This window comes from Shewanella sp. 10N.286.52.C2 (assembly GCF_002874545.1).
GTDB lineage: Bacteria > Pseudomonadota > Gammaproteobacteria > Enterobacterales > Shewanellaceae > Shewanella.
The window spans coordinates 35,469-55,138 of the sequence record NZ_MCTV01000012.1 but is presented as its reverse complement, the minus strand read 5'-3'; the positions used below and the strand labels follow the sequence as shown (position 1 = coordinate 55,138).

The 19,670-nt window shown below is 42.6% G+C and carries 19 protein-coding genes; all 19 read left to right on the top strand.

Annotated elements, in window-relative coordinates; genetic code table 11:
* Positions 1–52 precede the first annotated feature (52 nt).
* The 19 genes from rsmG to arsJ all read left to right on the top strand — a co-directional run bounded on the left by rsmG (position 53) and on the right by arsJ (position 19,659).
* Complete coding sequence (gene rsmG, locus BCU94_RS05600) at positions 53–676, top strand: 16S rRNA (guanine(527)-N(7))-methyltransferase RsmG (RefSeq protein WP_102436392.1); 624 nt, start codon at positions 53–55, stop codon at positions 674–676.
* 56 nt (positions 677–732) lie between these two features.
* Positions 733–1,515, top strand: a complete 783-nt coding sequence (locus BCU94_RS05595; protein ID WP_076541796.1) for a ParA family protein — start codon at positions 733–735, stop codon at positions 1,513–1,515.
* Between the two features lie 22 nt (positions 1,516–1,537).
* The gene (locus BCU94_RS05590) at positions 1,538–2,437 is read left to right on the top strand and encodes a ParB/RepB/Spo0J family partition protein (RefSeq protein ID WP_102475858.1); all 900 of its coding nucleotides are present in this window, start codon (positions 1,538–1,540) and stop codon (positions 2,435–2,437) included.
* Between the two features lie 226 nt (positions 2,438–2,663).
* Complete coding sequence (locus tag BCU94_RS05585; protein ID WP_102436388.1) at positions 2,664–3,047, top strand: ATP synthase subunit I; 384 nt, start codon at positions 2,664–2,666, stop codon at positions 3,045–3,047.
* A gap of 12 nt (positions 3,048–3,059) precedes the next feature.
* Positions 3,060–3,881 (top strand): F0F1 ATP synthase subunit A, encoded by an 822-nt coding sequence (gene atpB, locus BCU94_RS05580; protein WP_076541877.1) that lies wholly within the window; start codon positions 3,060–3,062, stop codon positions 3,879–3,881.
* A 32-nt stretch (positions 3,882–3,913) separates the two neighbouring features.
* A complete protein-coding gene (gene atpE, locus BCU94_RS05575; protein WP_076541802.1) occupies positions 3,914–4,177 on the top strand; it encodes a F0F1 ATP synthase subunit C in 264 nt (87 codons plus the stop codon).
* A gap of 28 nt (positions 4,178–4,205) precedes the next feature.
* Positions 4,206–4,676 carry a F0F1 ATP synthase subunit B gene (gene atpF / locus BCU94_RS05570; RefSeq protein ID WP_076541804.1) on the top strand — a complete coding sequence of 157 codons (471 nt, stop codon included), beginning with the start codon at positions 4,206–4,208 and terminating at the stop codon, positions 4,674–4,676.
* Between the two features lie 16 nt (positions 4,677–4,692).
* Positions 4,693–5,226, top strand: a complete 534-nt coding sequence (gene atpH, locus BCU94_RS05565) for a F0F1 ATP synthase subunit delta (RefSeq protein ID WP_076541805.1) — start codon at positions 4,693–4,695, stop codon at positions 5,224–5,226.
* Positions 5,227–5,240: 14 nt separating this feature from the next.
* Positions 5,241–6,782 carry a F0F1 ATP synthase subunit alpha gene (atpA, locus tag BCU94_RS05560; protein WP_102436384.1) on the top strand — a complete coding sequence of 514 codons (1,542 nt, stop codon included), beginning with the start codon at positions 5,241–5,243 and terminating at the stop codon, positions 6,780–6,782.
* Positions 6,783–6,831: 49 nt separating this feature from the next.
* Positions 6,832–7,692 carry a F0F1 ATP synthase subunit gamma gene (gene atpG / locus BCU94_RS05555; RefSeq protein WP_102436382.1) on the top strand — a complete coding sequence of 287 codons (861 nt, stop codon included), beginning with the start codon at positions 6,832–6,834 and terminating at the stop codon, positions 7,690–7,692.
* 34 nt (positions 7,693–7,726) lie between these two features.
* Positions 7,727–9,118: a F0F1 ATP synthase subunit beta gene (gene atpD / locus BCU94_RS05550; protein ID WP_102436380.1), complete on the top strand. Its 1,392-nt coding sequence runs from the start codon at positions 7,727–7,729 to the stop codon at positions 9,116–9,118.
* 33 nt (positions 9,119–9,151) lie between these two features.
* Positions 9,152–9,580, top strand: coding sequence for a F0F1 ATP synthase subunit epsilon (locus tag BCU94_RS05545; protein ID WP_076541813.1), 429 nt, complete (start codon positions 9,152–9,154; stop codon positions 9,578–9,580).
* A 211-nt stretch (positions 9,581–9,791) separates the two neighbouring features.
* Positions 9,792–11,156, top strand: a complete 1,365-nt coding sequence (gene glmU / locus BCU94_RS05540; protein WP_102475857.1) for a bifunctional UDP-N-acetylglucosamine diphosphorylase/glucosamine-1-phosphate N-acetyltransferase GlmU — start codon at positions 9,792–9,794, stop codon at positions 11,154–11,156.
* 164 nt (positions 11,157–11,320) lie between these two features.
* On the top strand, positions 11,321–13,441 hold the full coding sequence (locus tag BCU94_RS05535) for a TonB-dependent receptor (protein WP_102436376.1): 2,121 nt from the start codon (positions 11,321–11,323) through the stop codon (positions 13,439–13,441).
* A gap of 211 nt (positions 13,442–13,652) precedes the next feature.
* On the top strand, positions 13,653–14,423 hold the full coding sequence (locus BCU94_RS05530) for a DeoR family transcriptional regulator (RefSeq protein ID WP_102436374.1): 771 nt from the start codon (positions 13,653–13,655) through the stop codon (positions 14,421–14,423).
* Between the two features lie 39 nt (positions 14,424–14,462).
* Positions 14,463–16,292: a glutamine--fructose-6-phosphate transaminase (isomerizing) gene (gene glmS, locus BCU94_RS05525; protein ID WP_102436372.1), complete on the top strand. Its 1,830-nt coding sequence runs from the start codon at positions 14,463–14,465 to the stop codon at positions 16,290–16,292.
* Positions 16,293–16,466: 174 nt separating this feature from the next.
* A complete protein-coding gene (locus tag BCU94_RS05520; RefSeq protein ID WP_102475856.1) occupies positions 16,467–17,324 on the top strand; it encodes a metalloregulator ArsR/SmtB family transcription factor in 858 nt (285 codons plus the stop codon).
* Positions 17,325–17,389: 65 nt separating this feature from the next.
* Complete coding sequence (locus tag BCU94_RS05515; protein ID WP_102475855.1) at positions 17,390–18,412, top strand: ArsJ-associated glyceraldehyde-3-phosphate dehydrogenase; 1,023 nt, start codon at positions 17,390–17,392, stop codon at positions 18,410–18,412.
* A gap of 17 nt (positions 18,413–18,429) precedes the next feature.
* Positions 18,430–19,659 (top strand): organoarsenical effux MFS transporter ArsJ, encoded by a 1,230-nt coding sequence (gene arsJ, locus BCU94_RS05510; RefSeq protein ID WP_102475854.1) that lies wholly within the window; start codon positions 18,430–18,432, stop codon positions 19,657–19,659.
* Positions 19,660–19,670 lie beyond the last annotated feature (11 nt).

Here is a 19,670-nt window from a genome sequence, read left to right as displayed (position 1 = left end):
TCATAATACCCGATGATTTTATTATTCCCATTGCTTTTCGAGGTCACCCAGCGTGCTAGCAACTCAACTTAAAACCTATTTAGCTGAAACAAATATTTCAGCCACAGATACACAGCAAAAACAACTGGTTGATTTTGTTGCCATGCTGAATAAGTGGAATAAAGCCTATAACTTGACCTCGGTTAGAGATCCTGAACAGATGTTAATCCGACATGTGATGGACAGTTTGGTGGTTTCTCCTTATCTTAAGGGGCAACGCTTTATTGATGTCGGAACTGGACCTGGTTTACCAGGGATCCCATTAGCCATTTTAAATCCGGATAAAGAGTTTGTATTACTCGATAGTTTAGGCAAACGGATCCGTTTTCAAAAACAGGTTCAATTTGAATTAAAAATAAATAACATCACTTCAATTGAAAGTCGTGTAGAAGCGTATGAGCCTGAGCAAAAATTTGATGGCGTCATCAGTCGCGCTTTTGCATCAATCGAAGATATGCTCAGCTGGTGCCATCACCTTCCTGCTGCAGATGGTATTTTTTACGCCCTAAAAGGTCAGCTTAGTGATACGGAGTTAGCGACAATTCCTCAGGGTTTTGAAATAGCAGAAACGATAGTGCTTAATGTGCCAAAGTTAGATGAACAAAGACATCTATTAAAGCTGGTTAATAAAAAATAACCATAGCTAATAATTTATATTATCGGACATCGTAAATCAGTCATTAGGGTGAACTTGTGGGTAAAGTAATTGCCGTTGCCAATCAAAAAGGTGGCGTAGGAAAAACAACAACTTGTGTAAATTTAGCAGCATCACTTGCAGCCACAAAGCGCAAAGTGTTGTTAATTGATCTTGATCCACAAGGTAATGCCACTATGGGCAGTGGCGTCGATAAATACGACGTTGAAAACACCGCTTATGAATTATTAGTCGAAGAAAAGCCCTTCGATGACATAGTGATCAAAAATACCTCAGGTAAATACGATCTGATCGCAGCCAATGGTGATGTTACTGCTGCCGAAATTAAATTAATGGAGTTTTTTGCCCGAGAAATTCGTTTAAAAAATGCCATTGCAGCTGTTAAAGATGATTACGATTACATTTTTATTGATTGCCCGCCTTCATTAAATATGTTGACCGTCAATGCTATGTCAGCTGCTGACTCGGTACTGGTACCAATGCAATGTGAGTATTATGCATTGGAAGGCTTGACCGCCTTAATTGATACCATCACTAAACTGGGGGCTATGGTTAATCCTAGCCTTAGCATCGAAGGGATTTTACGCACCATGTACGATCCGCGAAATCGTTTATCCAATGACGTGTCTGATCAATTAAAACAACATTTTGGTGAAAAAGTGTATCGCACCGTGATCCCCCGTAATATCCGTTTAGCTGAAGCGCCAAGTTTTGGGGCGCCAGCAATGTATTACGATAAATCCAGTGCAGGGGCGAAAGCTTATTTAGCACTGGCTGGTGAAATCATTCGCCGTGCTGAGCAACAAACAGAATCTAAGTAAGTATTAAGTGTAAGGGAATAAAATGACGTTAAAAAAACGCGGTTTAGGAAAAGGCTTAGATGCATTATTGAGTAACAGTAGTGCTGCGAGTCGCAAAGCTGAACTTACACAACCTAAAGCTGAAATCAGTGAGCCACAAGTGGTTACTGAAGACGGTTTACTGATGCTTGATCTCGACTTACTGCAATCAGGTAAATATCAACCTCGTAAAGATATGTCACCTGAAGCACTTGATGAACTGGCTGAGTCGATTCGCTCACAAGGGGTTATTCAACCGATTGTTGTGCGTAAGGTTGATGATACCAAGTATGAGATTATTGCCGGTGAACGCCGCTGGAGAGCCGCTCAAATTGCTCAATTAAACAAAGTACCTTGTATCGTTAAACAGGTTGCTGATGAAGCTGCCGTTGCCATCGCTTTGATTGAGAACATTCAACGTGAAGACTTAAATGCCATGGAAGAAGCCATTGCATTACAACGTTTACTCGAAGAGTTTGAACTGACTCATCAACAAACGGCTGATGCCGTCGGAAAGTCGAGAGCAAGTGTGTCTAATTTATTACGCTTAAACAGTTTAAATGAGCCTGTAAAACGTTTACTGGAATATGGCGATATTGATATGGGTCATGCCAGAGCCTTGCTTGCCATTGAAGGTGAGGAGCAAACTAGCTTAGCTAGATTGGTCGCATCTAAAGAAATGACAGTTCGTGAAACTGAACGATTAGTCAATAAAGCGCTAAATCCGGCTAAAGAGCCTGAAAAAGTAACTCAAGACCAGGATGTAAGCCGCTTAGAGCAACAGTTAATTGAACGATTAGGCGCAAAAGTTGCCATTAATCATGGCAGTAAAGGCAAAGGTAAGATTGTAATAAACTACCAAGATCTTGCTGAATTAGATGGTATTCTCAGTAAAATTCACTAAATTCCTCAACAAAATCATTTCAAAGGTAACTTAGCAACAAGGCGTATTTTTAACTTTTAGAATATTAAACGTTAAATATCAGCTTATATCACTGATAAACCACATATCAAAGTTGCAAACAAGGTGTGAAAAGGTATACTTTGCATGCTTTTTTTTCCCAATAGATTTGTTAATAAATACATTAATAAATTAAGGGAAAATTAAGTATTAATGCGGAGATAAAAAATTGAGTAAGGTTTTAGCGCGTCGTGGCCTATGGTCAGCCTATCGGATAGTGTTGCTACAGGCGGCGATAGCTGGGGGAACTTCAATTTTCTTTTTCGCTCTGTGGGGAGCTCAGTACGGATTTTCTGCTTTAGCAGGAGGTCTCATTGCTGTACTCCCTAATTTTGTATTCGCAACCCTTGCTTTCTCTCATGCGGGAGCTAGAGCATCAAGAAAAGTCGTTTGGTCGTTTTTCTTGGGGGAAGCGGTAAAGTTGCTGCTAACCATAGTGTTATTTGCCTGTGCATTTGGCCTGTTAAATACGTCATTTATGCCGTTATTCATCAGCTATCTGTTGGCATTATTAATACCTTGGACGGCCCCTTTATACTTCAAGCAAAATTAAGTGAGATTAATCATGGCGACAACTGGTGAAGCATTAAATGCTTCCGAGTATATCCAGCATCACCTGACTAATGCGAAAATGTGTTCTGCCGATGGCGGAATCGCTTTTAACTATGCATGTCAAGATGCCGGGTTTTGGACTTGGCACATTGACTCACTTTTGTTTTCAGTAGGTCTTGGGGTTCTATTTTTGTGGGCTTTCTACAAAGTAGGACGAAAAGCAACAACTGGCGTTCCAGGCAAATTTCAATGTTTCGTTGAAATGTGCGTGGAAGGTGTTGATAAAATCGTTAAAGACTCATTCCATGGGCGTAACGCAGTTATCGCACCATTAGGTCTGACTATTTTTGTCTGGGTTTTCCTGATGAATTTAATGGACTTAATTCCGGTTGACTTTGTACCTGAAGCCGCAAACAGATTATTAGGTGTTCCTTACCTTAAAATTGTACCAACAACTGACTTAAACGTAACTCTTGGCTTAGCTTTGAGCGTGTTTGCGTTGATTGTTTTTTACAGTATTAAAGTTAAAGGATTTGGTGGTTTCACAAAAGAAATGACCTTACAACCTTTCAATCATTGGGCACTAATTCCAGTAAACTTAGTATTGGAAACAGTAACCTTGGTTGCGAAGCCGATTTCATTATCGCTTCGTCTGTTTGGTAACCTGTATGCAGGTGAGTTGATCTTTATTCTGATAGCACTGATGCCTTGGTGGGCTCAGTTTGCACTATCAGTGCCTTGGGCTATTTTCCATATTTTGGTTATTGTGCTGCAGGCGTTTATCTTCATGATGCTTACGATTGTATATCTAAGCATGGCACATGAAGAACATTAATTTAATAAAATTAGTTATTTATCGGAGATAAAATGGAAACTGTAATTAGCTTTACAGCAATAGCTGTTGCAATCATGATTGGCTTAGCAGCGCTAGGTACTGGTATTGGTTTTGCTATCTTAGGCGGCAAGTTCTTAGAAGCTTCTGCTCGTCAACCAGAACTAGCTCCAGCATTACAAACTAAAATGTTCATCGTAGCTGGTCTACTTGATGCGATCTCAATGATTGCAGTTGGTGTTGCATTATTCTTCGTATTCGCTAACCCATTCGTAGGTCAGTTACAGGCTGTTGGTTAATCGTCCCTCTTAGTAAGGAGTTGTCGTTATGAGTATTAACGCTACCCTGCTAGGCCAAGCGATTTCTTTTGCTCTCTTCGTGTGGTTTTGCATGAAGTTTGTATGGCCACCATTGATGAACGCTATCGAAGAACGCCAGAAGAAAATTGCCGATGGACTAGCTGATGCAGGACGTGCTGCAAAAGATCTAGAGTTGGCTCAAGCGAAAGCAAATGAGCAACTAAAAGAAGCGAAGGCGACTGCTAACGAAATTATTGAGCAAGCTAATAAGCGCAAAGCTCAAATAGTTGAAGAAGCAAAAATGGAAGCTGATACAGAGCGTGCGAAAATCATTGCTCAAGGTCAAGCTGAAATTGAAAACGAACGTAATCGCGTTAAAGATGACTTGCGTAAGCAAGTTGCTACTCTTGCCATCACTGGTGCAGAGAAGATTCTTCAACGTTCGATTGACCCAGAAGCTCACAGTGACATAGTTAATAAACTTGTTGCTGAAATTTAATTAAGGAAGCGGAGTTATGGCTGAAATAAGCACCATTGCTCGTCCTTATGCAAAGGCAGCTTTTGATTTCGCTGTTGAGCACAAAGCAATTGAAGCTTGGGCAGAAATGCTTAACTTCGCGGCATTGGTAAGTGAAAACGAATCAATTAAGCCGTTGCTAGGTGGCTCATTAGCGAGTGCCAAGCTTGCTTCATTATTCATAGAAATATGTGGTGATCAAGTGAACGCGCAAGGTCAAAACCTTTTGAAGGTTATGGCCGAAAACGGTCGTTTAGAGATACTACCTACAGTATCGCTACTTTTTGCTGAATATCGCAATGAGTGGGCAAAAGAAGTTGAAGCAACTGTTGTTTCAGCGACTGAGCTAAGCTCTGAGCAACAAACGCAAATTAGTGTTTCTCTTGAGAAACGTCTCGCACGCAAAGTAAAGCTGAATTGTAGCGTAGATGCATCACTGATTGGTGGTGTAATTATTAAATCAGGCGACTTAGTCATTGACGGCTCTGTTAGCGGTAATTTATCGCGCTTGTCTGATAAGCTACAATCGTAATTGGGAGTTTGAGCATGCAACTGAATTCCACTGAAATCAGCGATCTGATTAAGCAGCGGATCGAGCAGTTCGACGTCGTTAGTGAAGCTCGCAACGAAGGTACAATCGTTGCAGTAAGTGACGGCATCATTCGCATTCATGGCCTAGCCGATGTAATGCAAGGTGAAATGATCGAACTGCCTGGTGGCCGTTTTGCAATCGCGTTGAACTTAGAACGTGATTCTGTCGGTGCCGTAGTAATGGGTCCTTATGCTAATTTAGCAGAAGGCGCAAAAGTTAAGACCACTGGTCGTATTCTTGAAGTACCAGTAGGTCGTGGTTTATTAGGCCGCGTTGTTAACACTCTTGGTGAGCCAATTGACGGAAAAGGACCTATCGACAACGATGGTTTCTCTCCTGTTGAAGTAATTGCTCCTGGTGTTATTGAACGTCAGTCAGTAGATCAACCTATCCAAACTGGTTATAAAGCCGTTGATTCAATGATCCCAATCGGTCGTGGACAACGTGAATTGATCATTGGTGACCGTCAGACTGGTAAAACAGCGATGGCTATTGATGCAATTATCAACCAGAAAGATTCAGGCATTAAATGTGTATACGTAGCAGTAGGGCAAAAAGCTTCTACAATCGCTAACGTGGTACGTAAGCTTGAAGAGCACGGTGCATTAGCTAACACTATCGTTGTAGTTGCAACAGCTTCTGAAGCTGCAGCATTACAATACTTAGCACCTTACTCAGGTTGTTCTATGGGTGAATACTTCCGTGACCGCGGTGAAGATTCTTTAATCGTATATGATGATCTATCTAAGCAAGCAGTTGCTTACCGTCAGATCTCGCTACTATTGAAGCGTCCACCAGGACGTGAAGCATACCCAGGTGATGTATTCTATCTACATTCTCGTTTATTAGAGCGTGCTTCACGTGTAAACGAGCACTATGTAGAAAAGTTCACTAACGGTGAAGTAAAAGGTCAAACCGGTTCTTTAACTGCGTTACCTATTATTGAAACCCAAGCTGGTGACGTATCTGCATTCGTACCGACCAACGTAATTTCTATTACAGATGGTCAGATCTTCCTTGAGACTGACTTGTTTAACTCAGGACTACGTCCTGCTGTTAACCCAGGTATTTCTGTTTCTCGTGTTGGTGGTGCGGCTCAGACTAAGATCATCAAGAAACTGTCTGGTGGTATTCGTACCGCGTTAGCACAGTATCGAGAGCTTGCTGCGTTCTCACAATTTGCATCTGACTTAGATGATGCAACTCGTGCTCAACTTGAGCATGGTGAGCGTGTTACCGAACTTATGAAGCAAAAGCAATATGCTCCAATGAGCGTTGCTGATCAAGCTATCTCAATCTTCTCAGCTGAAAAAGGCTACTTGAAGACTGTAGAATTAAGTAAAATCGGTAGCTTTGAAGCCGCTCTGCTTTCATATATGAACAGCGAACATGCTGAGCTTATTAAAACTATCAATGCAACTGGCAACTACAATGCAGACATTGAAAGTGAATTAAAAGCGGGCATGGACAAGTTCATTGAAACCCAAACCTGGTAATGAATAGAGGTGTCGTAAGACACCTCCGGTCCAGAATTGGAGAGTAAAGATGGCCAACGCTAAAGAGATTAAAACCAAGATCGCGAGTGTTAAAAACACTCAGAAGATCACTTCTGCTATGGAAATGGTTGCAGCCAGCAAAATGCGTAAAGCGCAGGAACGCATGGCTTCAAGTCGTCCATATGCAGAGCATATGCGTCAGGTGATCGGTCACGTTGCGCAAGGTACTCTTGAATATAAACATCCATATTTGGAAGTGAGAGATGCCAAGCGGGTTGGTTACATTGTTGTGTCAACCGACCGTGGCCTTTGTGGTGGTTTGAACGTTAACCTTTTCAAAAAGGTTGTGTCAGACGTGAAGAGCTGGAAAGACCAAGGGGCAGATGTTGAATTTTGTCCTATTGGTGCACGAAGTGTGCAGTTCTTCAAAAGCTTTGGTGGAGAAATCTCTGCCCATGCATCTGGTTTAGGCGATGCGCCTAAATTAGCCGATTTAATCGGTACCGTACGTGTGATGCTACAAGCTTACAACGAAGGTAAATTGGATCGTTTGTTTATTGTGTTCAACAAATTCGTTAACACAATGACTCAAACTCCTGTGATCGAGCAGCTGCTACCTTTGCCTAAGTCAGAAGAAGAAGTAGCTAAGTATCCTTGGGATTATATTTACGAGCCAGATCCAAAAGAAATTTTGGAAGTATTACTGACTCGTTATGTAGAGTCTCAAGTTTATCAAGGTGTTGTTGAGAATATTGCCTCTGAGCAAGCTGCCAGAATGGTAGCGATGAAGGCGGCAACAGACAACGCTGGCGAACTGATCAATGATCTGCAATTAGTCTACAACAAGGCACGACAAGCTGCGATTACGCAAGAATTGTCGGAAATTGTTGCAGGTGCTGCAGCGGTTTAGGTTAGGTAACGAAAACAAGTTTAGAGGATTAATCATGAGCACAGGTACTGTTGTCCAAGTAATTGGCGCGGTTGTGGACGTAGAGTTTCCACAAGATGCTGTACCTCAGGTATATGACGCTCTGAAGATCACAGGTGAAGGCGACTGTAATGGTTTGGTGCTGGAAGTTCAGCAACAACTAGGTGGTGGTGTTGTTCGTGCCATCGCTATGGGTTCTTCTGATGGTCTGCGTCGTGGTCTAGAGGTAGCAAACTCAGGTTCACCAATTTCTGTTCCGGTAGGGGTTGCAACCCTTGGCCGTATCATGAATGTATTGGGCGAGCCTATTGATGAATGTGGCGAAATTGGTGAAGAAGAGCGTTATGAAATTCACCGTGAAGCTCCTTCATATGAAGATCAATCAAGCTCAACTGAACTTTTAGAGACTGGTATCAAGGTTATTGACCTTGTATGTCCATTCGCTAAGGGTGGTAAAGTTGGTTTATTTGGTGGTGCTGGTGTTGGTAAAACCGTCAACATGATGGAATTAATCAACAACATCGCAAAAGCACACTCAGGTCTTTCTGTATTCGCTGGTGTTGGTGAGCGTACTCGTGAGGGTAACGACTTCTACTACGAAATGAAAGATTCTGGCGTACTCGACAAAGTAGCCATGGTTTATGGCCAAATGAACGAGCCTCCAGGTAACCGTTTACGTGTTGCATTGTCTGGTTTGACAATGGCTGAGAAATTCCGTGACGAAGGTCGTGACGTACTGTTATTTGTTGATAACATCTACCGTTATACCTTAGCCGGTACTGAAGTATCTGCACTGTTAGGTCGTATGCCTTCTGCAGTAGGTTACCAACCAACACTAGCTGAAGAAATGGGTGTTCTACAAGAACGTATTACTTCAACTAAGTCTGGTTCTATTACCTCTGTACAAGCGGTATATGTACCTGCGGATGACTTAACCGATCCGTCACCAGCAACAACCTTCGCTCACTTAGATGCGACTGTTGTACTGTCTCGTAACATTGCATCGCTAGGTATTTACCCTGCGGTTGACCCATTGGATTCGACTTCACGTCAATTAGATCCATTAGTAGTTGGTCAAGAGCATTATGATGTTGCGAACGGCGTTCAAACTGTACTTCAGCGCTACAAAGAGCTGAAAGATATTATTGCGATCCTAGGTATGGATGAATTATCTGATGAAGATAAAACAACTGTATTCCGTGCTCGTAAGATTGAAAAATATCTTTCACAGCCTTTCTTCGTTGCTGAAGTATTTACAGGTTCTCCAGGTAAATACGTTTCTCTTAAAGACACCATCCGTGGCTTTAAGGGTATCTTGAATGGTGAGTTCGATCACATTCCTGAGCAAGCGTTCTACATGGTTGGTTCAATCGACGAAGCTGTCGAGAAAGCTAACAAAGCAAAATAACTGAGCATTAGCTTAGTATTTTAGGAGAACTTGATGGCAGCCATGACAGTCCAACTTGATATAGTAAGTGCTGAAAACAGCATGTTCAGCGGTGAAGTAAGCTTCTTAGAAGTGAGCGGCACCGAGGGTGAGTTAGGCATTATGCCTAACCATGCTCCATTACTTACTAGAATCAAACCTGGCATGGCGCGCATGATCAAGCAAGATGGTAGTGAAGAAGTGATGTATCTTTCAGGTGGAATCCTGGAAGTACAACCTGCTTCAATCTCTGTTCTTGCTGACGTCGCTTTGCGTGCCGATGATATTGATGAGCAAGCTGCATTAGAAGCTAAGCAAAAGGCTGAAGCGAATATCGCTAATGCTGGTGCTGACTTTGATTATGAAGCTGCAACAATTGAATTAGCTAAATCATTAGCTCAACTTCGTGTTGTTGAAACCATCAAAAAGAACATTGCCAGATAAAGGTTATTGTTTTGAAAAGGCGACCCTAGGGTCGCCTTTTTTGTATCTAGAATTTGAATCAATTGCATCATAATAGTCGTGCTTATACGCCAATTTTTGACTAATAGTGTAATAATTTCCATGCTGATTTCCTGTCCCCCATAATCTAGGTTAAAATCAGCGTCAATAAACTGCATTAGCCAAAATTGAAAACTTGTATAAAGGAATCCCGATGTCATTAAATGTTGTAATTTTAGCTGCTGGTAAAGGAACACGGATGCGTTCAGACTTGCCAAAGGTACTGCACCCTATTGCCCACAAAAGCATGGTGCAACATGTTATTGATACTGCAAACTCATTAGGCTCAAACGCTATTCAATTGGTTTATGGCTATGGCGCAGGCAAGCTACAAGCTTCTTTAGGTGAGCAAGCGGTTAATTGGGTATTGCAAGCTGAGCAATTAGGTACAGGCCACGCCGTCGCGCAAGCCAATCCAAACATTAACGATGATGACACTGTGCTGATTTTATATGGGGATGTGCCGTTAATTAAGCAATCTACCTTAGAAAGCCTACTTGCTGCTCGCCCTGAAAATGGTTTAGCAATATTAACGGTTAATTTAGCTAACCCAAGCGGTTATGGCCGTATCGTGCGCGAAGGTGGCAAGGTTGTTGGTATTATCGAGCAAAAAGATGCTAATGCTGAGCAACTACTTATCAATGAAGTGAATACCGGCATTATGGCGGTACCTGGTAAGCAATTAAAAGCGTGGCTAGGGCGTCTTTCAAACAGTAATGCCCAAGGTGAGTATTACCTAACCGATATTATTGCTATGGCCCACGAAGATGGAGTGGCAATTGATACCGCGCAGCCACAATCAGCAGTGGAAGTTGAAGGCGCTAATAACCGCGTTCAGTTAGCGCAATTAGAACGTGCTTATCAAGCCCGTGAAGCTGAAGCGTTAATGCTGGCTGGCGCAAATTTACGTGATCCTAGCCGTATCGATATCCGCGGTGATGTGACCGTGGGTATGGACGTGATGATTGATGTTAATGTCATCTTTAATGGCAAAGTGACTTTAGGTAACAATGTCACTATTGGCGCAGGCGCGATATTAACTGACTGCGTTATCGCTGATAATGCTGAAATTAAGCCTTACTCAATCGTTGAAGGGGCAAAGCTTGGAGTTGCAGCCAGTGCTGGACCATTTGCTCGTTTACGTACAGGCGCTGAGCTAAAAGATAATGCCCATATTGGCAACTTTGTTGAAATGAAAAAGGCAGTGTTAGGTGAAGGTTCTAAAGCTGGCCATTTGGCTTATTTAGGCGATGCCAATATTGGCGCAGGGGTTAACATTGGTGCAGGTACTATTACCTGTAACTATGATGGTGCGAATAAATTCTTAACCACCATAGAAGATGGCGTATTTGTGGGGAGTGATACTCAATTAATTGCCCCAGTGACCATAGGTAAAAATGCCACTTTGGGTGCTGGTTCAACAATTGCTAAAGATGTCGCTGAAGGCGAGTTAGTTATTACTCGTGTTAAACAGCGCCATATCAGTGGTTGGGCAAGACCAGTTAAAAAAGCCAAATAGACTAAAAAACGATTAAATATCAAACGACAAGCATAGTTGCTTGTCGTTTTTTTTTACATAAAAAACACAAAGGTAAAGGCAATGTAAATAAACTTTAATAATAATCATTCTCATTTATAGTTGCGCCACATAAATACACAATTGCGAAACTTTAGAGGGTGAAGATGTTAACAAAGCTATCTTGTTTGTCACTTGCGGTAACGAGTGCAATTTTATCAATGTCTGTTATAGCAGAAGAGCAGAGCCATACCAATCAAGCCAGCTCTCCAGGTATCGAGCATATTGAAGTCACAGGTAGACAATTCAATGACTATAAAGTCGGTACGGCATCTGGCGCAATGCGCGGTGATATTAGCATTTTAGATACCCCTCAATCAGTTACCGTCATTCCTGATTTTATTACCGACGAGCAATTAGCCACGAATTTATCAGAAGTGTTAGTTAATGACTCCAGTGTGACTGGCGGCAGTGAAAAGTGGAATCGTCAGGTATTTAACCTTCGCGGTTTTGAGCTATCTTCAGGCTCAGGTTTCTTGATTAATGGTCAGCAGCAGTGGTCTCACTATGTACAGCCAATCGAAACATTACAGCAAGTTGAAGTGTTAAAAGGGCCTTCAAGCATGTTGTACGGTCAGTCAGGTCCCGGTGGACTGATTAATATGGTTACCAAAAAATCGACTTATGATTCAATGATCGATATCGGTTTTGACATTGATGAGCATGGTTCTACTCGTTTGCAACTTGATGCGGGTGGCAGTTTGAATGAAGCGCAAACGCTGCGCTATCGCACCGTGCTGGTGAAACAAGATACCCAGTATTGGCGAGAGTACCGCGATGACTCTAATCAAGAACGAGATCGTTGGTTAGGCTATTTAAATGTAGAGTTTGATGTCACTGATGATTTGTTGTTGTCGGTTAAATATGACCATACCCAAGACAAAACCGGAATCGATCGTGGTGGTTGGTTAGATGCTGATGGAGAACTTATTGGTGGACGTGACACGATTTGGGATATGCCTTGGGCATTTACCGATAACACCATTAGTAATTTAGGTGCTGAATTAACTTATCATTTAACTGATGATTGGAAAATTAAAGCTGGTTATAACGACCAACAATTTAACCGTCAGCGTTTAGATTCATCGCCAAGCCTATGTACTGCATGTGGTGATGATCCGCTAACAGATGGCTACTATATCAGTCCATTTGATCGTTATGATGATTGGCAGCATAAGACTGGCTTTGTTGATTTAACGGGTAATTTTCAAACTGGTAATTTAGGTCATCAATTGTTAATTGGCGCCAATATGCTTGATTATTATTACGGTCAGCTCAAAGAATCTGGCGACAAATATCAAGTTGTGATGCCTGGGCTGCCCATGCCTAACCCTCAACTTGATTATCGTAATGATGACACTAAATCTGAAAGTGAATACAAGCATTACGGCTTTTATATTCAAGATTTAATAACAATCAATGACTCATGGAAAGCGCTGGCTGGTATGCGTTATGACGAGCAAAAGAAAGAAGGTGCTGGTAACAATAGCTATGCAGTGTCACCTAAGTTTGGGCTTATTTACTCGCCAGTAGAAAGCGCAAGCATTTACCTTAATTATTCAAAAAGCTTCACACCACAAGGTATGGTTAACGATATTAATGATCTTAATGACCAAATGAACCTTGATCCTGAATACGGCGAACAGTATGAACTTGGTGCCAAGTGGGAGCTATTTGACGGCAGTTTATTGCTGACTGGCGCTGTATTTGATATCACAGTGAATAATGTCACAGTAAAAGAGCAGATTGAAAACTCTGAGCAAACCATTACCACTCAATCAGGTGAGCAGCGCCATCGAGGTTTTGAAATAGGTTCACAAGGCCAACTAAGCGATAAATGGTTTATGACCGGTTCAATGATGTATTTAGATGCAGAGTATATCCGCCCAGATCAAGATAGCTTGAATGGCAAAACCCCAGTAGATGCGCCTGAATTATCGGCGAATATCTGGACTCGTTACGAAATGACCCAAGACTTAGCCTTTAATTTCGGGGCAATATATGTTGGCGAACGTTTTGCTAATACCAGTAATGCCATTGTAAAAGACGACTATGTTCGTTTTGACTTAGGTGCTGCCTATTCAATGCCGGTAATGGGAAGCGATATTAGCGTACGCATGAATATCAAAAACCTATTTGATACCGACTATCTTGATGGTGGTTCAGAAACTGATGTCACCGTTGGAGAGGGACGGAACTTTAGCTTAGCATTTGAAGCAAAATTCTAAGTATTAATAAGGCATTAAGTAAATTACTGCCACAATTGTTACAGTGACACTGCTAGCTTACTTTAACTTTTGATTATCAATATCAAGCCCCTATATCAATGATAGGGGCTTTTTGTTGGGCTAAATTTGAAATAGCTAACTTTCAAAGGCTAGTAAAAAAGTTTCGTTTAGTTATAATATGTCTTTCGAACCGAAACTTAAGCTACTGAACATGAATAAAAGAAACACACAGCAGCGACGCCATAGCATTATTAGCCTGTTGAATAGCCAAGGTGAAGTCAGTGTTGATGAGTTATCCTTACGGTTCGAAACTTCTGAAGTCACCATTCGTAAAGACTTAGCCACTTTAGAAAAAACCGGACTGTTATTACGCCGCTATGGTGGCGCAGTTGCTATACCTGATGAAGTCACTCAGGCATTTAGCAGCAAAATAGCCCCTAATAAATTATCAATCGCCAAAGCTGCGGCTGAATTAATTAACGATCACAACCGCATTATCATTGATAGCGGCAGTACCACCTCAGGGTTAATTCAACAGCTCAATCATAAGCGCGGTTTGTTAGTGATGACGAACTCATTGCAACTGGCAAACGCTATTCATGAGTTAGAAAATGAGCCGACATTATTGATGACCGGTGGCACTTGGGATCCGCATTCTGAGTCGTTTCAAGGTCAAATTGCGGAACAAGTACTACGCTCATATAACTTTGACCAGCTATTTATTGGCGCAGATGGCATTGATTTAGCCCGTGGCACCACCACCTTTAACGAATTAACTGGCTTAAGCAAAGTGATGGCAGAGGTCTCAAGAGACGTTATCGTGATGCTTGAATCGGACAAGTTTGGCCGCAGGATCCCCAACCTCGAATTACCTTGGAGCAATATCAGTGTATTAGTCACTGATGACAAGCTACCTGCAGAGACTGTGGCCACAATTACAGAATATGGTGTGAGAGTCATTTTGGCTCCTCACAAAGAATAGTTTTTCATTTTTACTAAATTAAATAATTGGACATAAATTATGTGTGGAATCGTAGGCGCAGTAGCGCAAAGAGATGTGGCTGAAATTTTAGTAGAAGGCCTTAAGCGCCTTGAATACCGTGGTTATGACTCTGCAGGTGTTGCCATCATCAATAATGATCAACTTGGCCGTACTCGCCGCGTCGGTAAAGTACAAGAGTTATCAGATGCGTTAGCCGCAGCACCACTGGCTGGCGGCACAGGTATTGCGCACACCCGTTGGGCAACCCACGGTGAGCCAAGCGAGCGTAATGCTCATCCACATGTGTCTGAAGGCGATATTGCCGTAGTGCATAACGGTATTATTGAAAACCATAATAAACTGCGCGAAATGCTAAAAGGTTTGGGTTACAGCTTTGCATCAGATACTGATACCGAAGTGATTTGTCACCTTGTTCATCACGAGTTGAAAACACATGACACCCTAGTTGCCGCTGTGCAAACTGCTGTTAAACAACTAGAAGGTGCTTACGGAACTGTAGTTGTCGATCGCCGTGATAACTCTCGCATGGTTGTTGCCCGTAGTGGTAGCCCGTTAGTTGTGGGTTACGGTTTAGGTGAAAACTTTATCGCATCAGATCAGCTGGCTTTATTACCTGTTACCCGTTCATTTGCCTTTTTAGAAGAAGGTGATGTAGCCGAAGTGACTCGCCGTGAAGTGAATATTTTTGATGTTGATGGCAATGCAGTAGAGCGTGAAGTGAAAGAGTCAGAAGTCACCCACGATGCCGGTGATAAAGGTGAATACCGTCACTACATGCTTAAAGAAATCTACGAGCAGCCAACTGCCATCGCCCATACTTTAGAAGGCCGTATTGCTGGTGGTAAAGTATTAGATACTGCTTTTGGTGACAACGCAGCCGAGTTCTTAAAAGACATCAAACACGTACAAATCATTGCCTGTGGTACCAGTTACCATGCGGGTATGGCGGCGCGTTACTGGTTAGAAGACTGGGCAGGCGTATCCTGTAATGTTGAAATTGCCTCTGAGTTCCGTTATCGCAAATCGCACTTATTCCCTAACAGCTTGTTGGTGACGATTTCACAATCAGGTGAAACAGCTGATACTTTAGCGGCAATGCGTCTAGCAAAAGAAATGGGCTATAAAGCCACCTTAACCATCTGTAATGCACCTGGTTCATCATTAGTGCGTGAATCTGATATGGCTTACATGATGAAAGCCGGCGTTGAAATTGGTGTGGCTTCAACTAAAGCCTTTACCGTGCAATTGGCTGGTTTATTAATGCTAACTACAGCCATAGGTCGTCACAATGGCATGAGCGAAGAAATGCAAGCCGCTATCACCCAAAGCCTACAATCTATGCCTGCGAAAGTTGAGCAAGCCCTTGGTTTAGATGATGCCATTGCTGAGCTAGCCGAAGACTTTGCCGACAAGCACCATGCACTATTTTTAGGCCGAGGTGATCAATACCCAATCGCAATGGAAGGCGCACTAAAGCTGAAAGAAATTTCATACATTCATGCAGAAGCCTATGCCTCTGGTGAACTAAAGCACGGCCCATTAGCACTTATTGATGCTGACATGCCAGTTATTGTTGTCGCACCTAACAACGAGCTGCTTGAAAAGCTTAAATCAAACGTCGAAGAAGTGCGTGCTCGTGGTGGCTTAATGTATGTGTTTGCCGATAAAGATGCCGAGTTTGAGTCTGATGACACCATGAAGGTGATCCCAGTACCACACTGTGATGAGTTTATGGCGCCGCTGATTTATACCATTCCACTACAGTTATTGTCATACCATGTGGCACTAATTAAAGGTACAGACGTGGATCAACCACGTAACCTAGCCAAATCGGTAACGGTTGAATAAATCGAGAGTTAATTACTAGCATTTTAAAAGCCTCAACATGCAGATGTTGGGGCTTTTTTGTTTATGGGAGTTTGAATATTAGCTGAAACTTATCATTCTAAGCTCAAAATAAAACTAGAATATATGGTATTTCGTATATACAATCTTTTATATAAGTTTTGAATGGGTATAAATATGAGTATTAACAAACAACGAGTGTTATTTCTGTGTACGGGCAATTCAGCCCGCTCGCAAATGGCTGAAGTGTTGTTAAAGCATCGGGCGGGGGATCGCTTTGAGGTTTATAGTGCGGGTACTCAGCCTGAAGCTGTGGATCCTCGCGCTATTGATGCCTTGCACCGTTTTGGTATTGATGCCGCTGATACAGCTCAGCTTGTTGCAAACTCTATCAATGACTTTAAAGCGCAGCAGTTTGATTACGTCATTACCCTGTGTAATCGGGCTACTGCGGAGTGCCGCAGTTATGAAGCTGCCGGTAAACAACTGGCTTGGGATTTTCCCGATCCTAAAGCGCGTTCAGGTTGTCAGCCTTTTTCCGCGACCCTGAATGAAATCAATGATCGCTTGTCGATGTTTCTTTTAGTGGAAGCAGAGCCTATTAGCTCTACATCTATTAACTCTAAATCTATTAGTTCTGAAACTGCCACCAGCACTGAGCCAGTAAAGCAGCTCGAACCTAGCGCTTTTTATAAATGCTTAACTGATGACATTCGCTTAAAAACCTTAATGTTGACCCACTATCATGGTGAGTTATGTGTCTGTGAGTTGATGCAGGCATTGGAAGAAGATAGTCAGCCCAAGGTATCGCGTAATCTGGCGGTGCTTAAAAAAGCCAACATTATCAGCGATAGAAAACACGGGCAGTGGGTATTTTATCGGATTAATGCCGAGCTACCTTTGTGGGCCAAATCTGTGATAGCGCAAACCACAGAAAATAATATTTCCCTAATAGCCGCGCCGCTGCAAAGGCTAGCACAGATGCAAGGTCGGCCAAGCAAGGCAAACTTTAGCAAGGCGAACTTTTGTAACTAGCGCTAAGCAAAGAATTACAGAACAAATTTAATAATTAACCTTAAGAAACAGCAGAGGATTTTCTAATGACTATTAAAATCGGTATTAATGGTTTTGGCCGTATGGGACGTTTAACAATGCGCGCCGCATTTGATTGGGATGACATTGAAATCGTGCATATCAACGATCCCGCGGGCGATGCCGCAACACTAGCGCACTTAATGACCTTTGATTCAGTTCATGGCCGTTGGCATCATGAAGCAAGCCATACTGAAGTGAATGGCACTCAAGCCATGGTCATTAATGGCAAAACCATCCCATGTACTCAAAATGTGGCAACCCAAGATACTGACTGGTCACAGTGTGATGTAGTGGTTGAGGCGTCGGGTAAAATTAAAACCAAGGCATTGCTGCAAGCTTATTTAGATCAAGGCGTAAAACGTGTCGTTGTTACTGCGCCGGTTAAAGAAGATGGGGTGCTTAATATCGTTATGGGTGTTAACGAAGGCTTATATGATAAAGCGCTTCACCCTATTGTGACCGCAGCCTCTTGTACCACTAACTGTTTAGCCCCTGTGGTAAAAGTTATTCATGAAAAAATTGGTATTAAGCATGGCTCGATGACCACTATTCATGACATTACTAACACCCAAACCATTATTGATGCACCGCATCAAGATTTACGTCGCGCCCGTGCGTGTGGCACTAGCTTAATTCCTACCACCACAGGTTCAGCAACGGCAATTACCCATATTTTCCCTGAGCTAAAAGGCAAGCTTAATGGTCACGCGATTCGAGTGCCATTAACCAATGCCTCTTTAACCGATTGCGTATTTGAAGTTGAGCGTAAAACCGATATTGCTGAGATTAACCAAGTACTAAAACAGGCTGCAGAAAACGAGCTTAAAGATATTTTAGGTTATGAGGAGCGTCCGCTGGTTTCAATCGATTATAAAACCGACCCGCGCTCAAGCATTATTGATGCCTTATCCACTATGGTGGTCAATGACACTCAAGTAAAACTGTATGTGTGGTACGACAATGAGTGGGGCTATGCAAATCGCACTGCGGAATTGGTACGCATGGTTGGTTTGGCTGACAAAAACTAGATATAGGTTATGAGTTAATGGGGCTTTTATCATTAAGCAATTTATCACCACAGATTAAGCAGTACTTGGTGATAACCGGTAATTATTGGGCGTTTACCTTAACCGATGGTGCACTGCGGATGCTGGTGGTGCTGTATTTTCACCACTTAGGTTATAGCCCGCTCAATATTGCCATGCTGTTTTTGTTTTATGAAATCTTTGGGGTGGTCACTAACTTAGTGGGCGGTTGGCTTGGGGCGCGTTTGGGGCTGAATAAAACCATGAATATTGGTTTGGGGCTGCAAATTATCGCCTTAGCCATGTTAGCGGTGCCGGCTGACATGCTTAGTATTGGCTATGTTATGTTGGCGCAGGCACTGTCAGGTATTGCTAAAGATTTAAATAAAATGAGTGCTAAAAGCGCCATTAAACTCTTGGTGCCTGTAGGGGCTGAGGGCAAGTTATATCAGTGGGTCGCAATTCTTACCGGCTCTAAAAATGCCTTAAAAGGGGTGGGTTTCTTCTTAGGCGGCTTATTACTGACATTACTTGAGTTCAGAGGGGCGATTATCTTAATGGCGTCACTGTTGGCGCTGGTATGGCTATTTAGCTTAGTTACGCTTAAGCAGGATCTAGGTAAAGCCAAGAGTAAACCCAAGTTTAAAGAGGTGTTTTCAAAAAGTCGTTCAATCAACATATTGTCTGCAGCGCGAATGTTTTTATTCGGCGCTCGTGATGTGTGGTTTGTGGTGGCCTTGCCAGTGTTTTTGGCGGTGACCTTTAATTGGGATCACTGGTGGGTGGGCGGCTTTATGGCAAGTTGGGTTATTGGTTACGGCATTGTGCAATCCTTCGCACCTTACATTACTGGTAAAAAGCATGGCCAAGTGCCTAGCGGCCGTGCAGCGGTATTGTGGGCCAGCTATTTATGCGTCATTCCTGCGGCTATCGCACTGGCGTTACAGATGGACTTTTATGTGCAAAGCAGCATTATCATTGGCTTACTGATATTTGGCGCTGTGTTTGCGGTGAACTCATCACTGCATAGCTATTTAATCGTGAGCTATGCAGACAGTGATGAAGTGTCCCTTGATGTGGGCTTTTACTATATGGCTAACGCCATGGGGCGATTAATCGGTACGGTATTATCTGGGCTCGTGTTTCAGTTTTATGGTCTAGAAGCCTGCTTGTGGATCTCGGCGGCTTTTGTTGCCATCGCAGCAGGGCTATCGACCAAGTTACCTGTGACCAAACTGAGCACGCACTAATTTACGCACTA

What these genes read in the sequence shown, in the direction of transcription:
- BCU94_RS05590 (WP_102475858.1), top strand. Translation starts at nt 1,538, where the DNA reads ATGACGTTAAAAAAACGCGGTTTAGGAAAAGGCTTAGATGCATTATTG.
- atpB (WP_076541877.1), top strand. Translation starts at nt 3,060, where the DNA reads ATGGCGACAACTGGTGAAGCATTAAATGCTTCCGAGTATATCCAGCAT.
- atpE (WP_076541802.1), top strand. Translation starts at nt 3,914, where the DNA reads ATGGAAACTGTAATTAGCTTTACAGCAATAGCTGTTGCAATCATGATT.
- atpF (WP_076541804.1), top strand. Translation starts at nt 4,206, where the DNA reads ATGAGTATTAACGCTACCCTGCTAGGCCAAGCGATTTCTTTTGCTCTC.
- atpH (WP_076541805.1), top strand. Translation starts at nt 4,693, where the DNA reads ATGGCTGAAATAAGCACCATTGCTCGTCCTTATGCAAAGGCAGCTTTT.
- atpA (WP_102436384.1), top strand. Translation starts at nt 5,241, where the DNA reads ATGCAACTGAATTCCACTGAAATCAGCGATCTGATTAAGCAGCGGATC.
- atpG (WP_102436382.1), top strand. Translation starts at nt 6,832, where the DNA reads ATGGCCAACGCTAAAGAGATTAAAACCAAGATCGCGAGTGTTAAAAAC.
- atpD (WP_102436380.1), top strand. Translation starts at nt 7,727, where the DNA reads ATGAGCACAGGTACTGTTGTCCAAGTAATTGGCGCGGTTGTGGACGTA.
- BCU94_RS05545 (WP_076541813.1), top strand. Translation starts at nt 9,152, where the DNA reads ATGGCAGCCATGACAGTCCAACTTGATATAGTAAGTGCTGAAAACAGC.
- glmU (WP_102475857.1), top strand. Translation starts at nt 9,792, where the DNA reads ATGTCATTAAATGTTGTAATTTTAGCTGCTGGTAAAGGAACACGGATG.
- BCU94_RS05535 (WP_102436376.1), top strand. Translation starts at nt 11,321, where the DNA reads ATGTTAACAAAGCTATCTTGTTTGTCACTTGCGGTAACGAGTGCAATT.
- BCU94_RS05530 (WP_102436374.1), top strand. Translation starts at nt 13,653, where the DNA reads ATGAATAAAAGAAACACACAGCAGCGACGCCATAGCATTATTAGCCTG.
- glmS (WP_102436372.1), top strand. Translation starts at nt 14,463, where the DNA reads ATGTGTGGAATCGTAGGCGCAGTAGCGCAAAGAGATGTGGCTGAAATT.
- BCU94_RS05520 (WP_102475856.1), top strand. Translation starts at nt 16,467, where the DNA reads ATGAGTATTAACAAACAACGAGTGTTATTTCTGTGTACGGGCAATTCA.
- BCU94_RS05515 (WP_102475855.1), top strand. Translation starts at nt 17,390, where the DNA reads ATGACTATTAAAATCGGTATTAATGGTTTTGGCCGTATGGGACGTTTA.
- arsJ (WP_102475854.1), top strand. Translation starts at nt 18,430, where the DNA reads ATGGGGCTTTTATCATTAAGCAATTTATCACCACAGATTAAGCAGTAC.